The sequence below is a fragment of the Streptomyces sp. NPDC051315 genome, from assembly GCF_044455165.1.
Lineage (GTDB): Bacteria > Actinomycetota > Actinomycetes > Streptomycetales > Streptomycetaceae > Streptomyces.
Genome location: NZ_JBITEN010000016.1, coordinates 207,930 through 213,955, shown reverse-complemented (window position 1 = coordinate 213,955; position 6,026 = coordinate 207,930). Strand labels below are relative to the sequence as shown.

Below are 6,026 nucleotides of genomic sequence, written 5' to 3'. Positions count from 1 at the left end.
GTCATTGGCCTCCCCCACCAAACGCTCCCGCTCCTCGGCCCCCAGCACATCGACACCACTCACCGCCAACGACGGATCCACCGCCAACTGCTCCATGACACGGACCAGTCGGGCGGCGATGGTTTCCGCCGAGTCGCGGTCGTAGAGGTGGTTCTGGTAGTCGAGCGTCAGCCGCAGGTACGGGTCGGACGCGTTGAGGGTGAGCGGGTAGTGCGATCCGGCGATCGGCCGGATGCCGTCGATCGTGAAGCCTGCGGAGACGTTCGCGTCGATGATGCCCTGCCGGTCGAGGGGGTAGTTCTCGAAGGCGATGATCGAGTCGAACAGGGCGGCCATCCCGACGTCCCGCTGGATGTCGGCCAGCCCGTGGTGGTGATGGTCGAGCAGCGCGGTCTGCCGCTCCTGGAGCTCGACGATGACGTCGGCGAGGCTGCGGTCCGGCGGGCAGGGCACCCTGATCGGGAGGGTGTTGACGAACAGGCCCACCATCTCGTCGGAGCCGGGCAGGTCCGCCGGGCGGCCGTTGACCGCGGCCCCGAACACCACGTCCTGCTGTCCGGTCAGCTTGGAGAGCAGGATCGCCCAGGCGCCCTGCAGCAGGGTGTTCAGCGTGACGCCGAGCCCCGCCGCGCGCCGGGCCAGCTCCTTTCCCTTGTCAATCGACAGCGGGACCTCGATGCGCCCATGGGCGGTCGCCTCTCCCCCGGCCGTCCGGCCGGCGGCCACGAGGGCCGGCTGGTCGAATCCGGCGAGTTCGGCTCGCCATCGGGCTGCCGACGTCTCGCGGTCCTTCGTAGACAGCCAGGCCAGGTAGTCGCCGTAGCTGCGGACCGGAGGAAGCTCGTGGCCGCCGGCGTACAGCAGGATCAGGTCCCTGATGACGGACGTGGACGACCAGCCGTCGAACAGGGTGTGGTGGGCCGTGATGATGAGCTTCGCCCGCTGTGGGCCGTAGGTGAGCAGCGACAGGCGGATGAGTGGGGGCCGCGAGGGGTCGAGCCGGTCGGCGCGGTCGTCGGCAAGGGCCTGGTCGAGCGCCGTGTCCTCGGCCGCGCGCCGGCCGGCCAGGTCGACGTGGCGCCAGGGCAGGTCGACATGCTCCGGTACCACCTGCACCGGGTCGCCGTCGGCCCCGGTGACGAACGCGCAGCGCAGGTTCGGATGGCGGTCCAGGAGCGCTTGCCCCGCGGACCGCATCCGTGACGGGTCCACCCGGCCGCTCAGGTGCAGCACGAACTGCATGTGGTAGACGTCGAAGGAGCCGTCGGCGAGCGCGGCCTGGAACTGGATGCCTGACTGTCCCGGGGCCTGCGGCCATATCTCGACGAGCCGGCCGTAGCTGGCTTCCCAGTCCTCGATCTCGTCCTGCCGTACCGGCACCAGCGTGGCGTCCGAGGGCGTCAGTCCGCCGGCCCCCGGGTCCGCGGCGTGCGCGGCCATGCCGTGCAGCACCTCGACCCACAGGGCAGCGACTTCGGTCACCGCCTCGCGGGACAGCACGCCGGTGGGGAACATGAAGGCCGCCTGCAACCGGGCGCCGCCGGAGCCGTCCGTGGCCATCGCGTTGACCTCCAGCGCGGAGAGCGCCAGCAGATCCGGGTCGGGCATCGGCGACAGTTCCGCGGCCCAGGACGCGGGTCCCCAGCCGTCGGCGCGCAGGTGCTCCGGCACGTCGGCGTCGGAGATCCGGCCGAGGTAGTTGAACCCGAGCTGCGGCACCGGGCACGCGGCGAGCTGTCGCGCGGTGTCCGGGTTGAGGTAGCGCAGCAGGCCGTACCCCACACCCTTGTCGGGGACACCGCGCAACTGCTCCTTGACCAGCTTGATGGCTCTTCCGGCCGCCGGTCCTCCCCCCAGCACGTCGGTCAGGTCCACTCCCCGCACGTCCACCCGGGCCGGGTACATGCTGGTGAACCAGCCAACCGTGCGGGACAGGTCGGCCCCGGGCACGACGTGCTCCTCGCGGCCGTGTCCCTCCAGGCGGACGAGGGTGGAGTCGTCCGCACCGCACCATCGGTTCACCGCCAGGGCGAGCGCGGTGAGCAGCACATCGGTGCCCGTGCCCCGGTAGGCGGCGGGCAGCCTGGTCAGCACGGCGTCGGTGACATCGGCGGGCAGGTCCACCCGTACGGTGTCGACCGTCGCCATGACGTCCACCGCCGGGTCGAACCGCCGTTCGCCCAGCGGGGAGTCAGGAGCGCTCAACAGGTCCTGCCAGTACGCCAGTTCCGCTTCCCGCTCGGGGGTGCGGGCCTCCTCCTGGAGGACCGATGCCCAGCGGCGGGCCGAGGTACCGACCCGGGGCAGCTCGGGCGTACGGCCGGACCGGACCTGCTGCCAGGCCTCGGCGAAGTCCGACATGAGGATGCGCCAGGAGACCCCGTCCACCACCAGGTGGTGCAGCACCACGAGCAGTCGGCCCGGGCCCGACGCGGCATCGAACCATACGAAGTCCGCCATGACTCCGGTTTCCGGGTCCAGGCGCCCCGCCGCAGCGTCGGCCTCCGCCTTCGCCACGGCCAGGGTGGACGGCTCGTCCCACCGGCCGTCGCACGGGACCCGGCGGATCAGGTCGTCCGCTCGCACGCTGCCCTCGGGACGGCCGACGAGGGCGGGCTCCTCGTCGTGCGTCAGCCGTGCGCGCAGCAGGTCGTGCCGGTCGAGCACGGCGTCCAGCGTCGCGGCGAGGCCGGGCCGGTCGATGCCTGCGGGCAGCTCCAGAGCCATCCCCATCGAGAAACGCTTCGTTCCGCCACCGTGTTCGAACACCTGCCGCGCCACCGGCAGCAGCGGCATCGCGCCGTCGCCGTCGTCCTCGTCCTCCGCAAGTGCGGGAAGCGGGTTCTGGCGGGCAGCGGCCACTTCCGCGAGCCGCGACGCCGTACGGCACTCGAAGATCTCCCGCGTGGTCAGCTCCAGGCCCCGGGCCCGGGTACGCGCCACCACCTGGATCGATCGCAGGCTGTCCCCGCCCACCGCGAAGAAGTCGTCGTCGACACCGACGCGTTCCACGCCGAGGACGTCCGCGTACGCCGCGGTGATGATCGCTTCGGCCTCGGTGCGCGGCGCCCGGGAGCTCTCGCCCAGGAACTCCGGTTCGGGCAGCGCCGACCGGTCGAGCTTGCCGGTCGGCCCCAGGGGCATGCGGCCGAGGACCACGAAGGCCGACGGCACCATGTAGTCGGGCAGGTGCCCCGCGACGAACGCGCGCAGCTCGGCGGCCGACACCCCGGCCTGCATGTCGACGTCGGCGATGCCGCCCCGGCCGTCGTCGCCCGCCACCGGCCCCGAGTTGTGGATCACGTACGCGACGAGTCGCCGTCCGCCCGAGGGCGCCTCGCGGCTGACCACCACCGCTTCGCTGATCCCGGGGTGCCTCGCGCAGACGGCCTCGACCTCGGCGGTCTCGATCCGGAAGCCGCGCACCTTCACCTGGCCGTCGCTGCGGCCCACGCACTCCAGCAGGCCCCGCGTGTTCCAGCGGGCCAGGTCGCCGGTGCGGTACATCCGTGTCCCCGGCGGGCCGAAGGGGCTGGCCACAAAACGCTCGGCGGTCATCGCCGGGCGGCCCTGGTAACCGCGGCCCAGGCAGGTGCCGGCCACGTACAGCTCCCCGACCACCCCCGGCGGCACCGGAGCCAGTCCTGGGCCCAGTACGTACGCGCGCATGTTGGCCAGCGGGGTGCCGATGGGCGCGATATCGCCGTCCGTCCACTCCTCGTCGGCGGCGAGGGAGAACGTGGTGGCATAGAAGCTCTCGCTCTGCCCGTAGCCGTTCACGACCTGCGCCCCGGGCAGGGCCTCGCGGACCTGCCGCACCAGCCGGGCTGGCAGCACGTCGCCCGCGAGGACGACCGTGCGCACAGCGGTGCTCCGCCCCAGGTGGTCCACGAGTTCGGCGAGCACCGAGGGGACCGCGCTGATCACATGGCCGTCCCAGATGTCGCGCTCGGCGAGCGCCAGTGCGTCCTCCACCACCTCGGCCGTCCCGCCGGTGGACAGCGTGGTCAGCAGCTCGAAGACCGACACGTCGAAGTTCACCGATGTGCCGACCAGCATCCGCCAGCCGCGCGGCGCGTCCAGTACCCGCGCCAGCTCCCGTACCCCGTTGACGAGGTTGCGGTGGGTGATCACCGCGCCCTTGGGCGTGCCCGTGGAGCCGGAGGTGTACATCACGTAGGCCAGGTTGTCCGGGCTCGACGGGCCGGTCCGGTCCGCGTCCTCCGGGACCTTCTGGCCGGCTGCGTCCCGCTCGGCCCACTCGGCCGCGTCGTCGAGGCGAAGAGCCGGGATGTCGTTCTCCGGCATGGCCTGCCATGTCCGGGTGTCCGTCACGGCGAACCGCGGCCCGGCCTCGGACAGCACCGTGGCCGCCCGTCCGCCCAGATGCCGGGGGTCCATCGGCAGGTAGCCGGCGCCGGATTTGAGGATGCCGAGCAGACCGACGACGAGGTCCTCGGTACGCGGCAGCGCGAGGACCACCAGGTCTTCGGGCCTCGCTCCGCGTCGTATCAGCTCCCGCGCGACACGGTCGGCCCGGTCGTCGAGGTCGCGGTAGGTCAGGGTCCGGCCCTCGCACACCACGGCGGGAGCGTGCGGAGTCCTGGCCACCTGTGCTTCGAACAGCTCCGGCACCGTCAGGTCGGACACGGCTTCGGTACGGCCGCCCAGCCGGTGGAGCAGCCGGTCCCGCTCCGTCGCGTCCAGCACGTCGATGCAGCCGATGTGCCGCCCGCAGTCGGCGACCAGCCGGCCGAGCACGCGGACGAACCGGTTCGCCATGGCCTCGACCGTGGCCCGGTCGAACAGGTCGGTGGCGTACTCCAGACGGCACTGCGCCCCGCCGGAGTCCACCGGGATCATGTCGAAGAACAGATCGAACTTGGCCGTCGAGGTCTCGATCCGCTCGGCCCTGACCTCAAGGCCCGCGATGTCCAGGTCCGGCACCGGAGGCTGCCAGGAGAGCATCACCTGGAACAGGGGGTGGTAGGCGGTGGAGCGGTCCGGGTTGAGGACCTCCACGAGGCGCTCGAACGGAATGTCCTGGCTGTCGTAGGCGGCGAGGGACCGCTCCCGCACCCGCCGGAGCAACTGGGCGAAGGTGGGGTTGCCCGTGAGATCGACGCGCAGGACCCAGGTGTTGACGAAGAAGCCGACGAGGTCGCGCAGTTCCTCGTCGGTGCGTCCCGCGATCGGGGCGCCGATGGGGACGTCGTCCCCGCAGCCGAGATGGTGCAGGAGGACGGCCAGCGCGGAGTGCATCACCATCGAGACGGTGCTGTCCTCCTGCGCGGCCAGCCTCTCCACGGCGTGCAGCAGTTCCGCGTCCAGCCGGAACCGGACCACGTCGCCGCGGCGGCTCGTCGTCCGCGGGCGCGGGCGATCGGTGGGCAGGGCCAGCGGCTGGGCCAGACCGGCCAGCGTCCGCTGCCAGTAGTCCAGTTGCCGGGCCGCCAGGCTGTCCGGGTCGGACTCGTCACCGAGCACGTCCTGCTGCCACAGGGTGTAGTCGGCGTACTGCACCGGCAGCGGCTCCCAGGCCGGCGCGCGGCCCGCGCCCCGGGCGGCGTAGGCCACCGTCAGGTCCCGCAGCAGCGGCCCCATGGACTCCCCGTCCAGGGCGATGTGGTGCACCACCAGGACCAGTGTGTGCTCCCGCGGCGCGCTGCGCACCAGGCGGGCGCGGATCGGCACGTCGGAGGCGAGGTCGAAGGAGGCGGTGGCGGTCTCCGCGACGGCCGCGGACAGCTCCGTCTCGTCCGCGGCCTCGACGAGGTCCAGGGTGAAGGGCGCCGATTCCGTGGCCAGTACCCGCTGGTGCGGAACGCCGTCGCCGTCCTCGACGATCACGGTGCGCAGGACCTCGTGCCGGCCGATGAGGTCGAGGAAGGCCGACTCCAGCGCACCGACGCTCAGCTCGCCGGTCAGTCGCAGTGCGAAAGCGCCGTTGTACGTCGGCGATGGACCCTCGAAACAGTCCACGAACCACAGTCGGCGCTGCGCGAAGGACAACGGGATCAATGTGT

Annotated in this window: 1 protein-coding gene; it reads right to left on the bottom strand. The window is 72.1% G+C overall.

All coding sequences use genetic code 11. From position 1 onward, the window contains the following. Positions 1–6,012: amino acid adenylation domain-containing protein (locus ACIBBD_RS28450; RefSeq protein WP_399422427.1), on the bottom strand; the 6,012-nt coding region annotated here is incomplete at its 3' end. Positions 6,013–6,026: the final 14 nt, after the last annotated feature.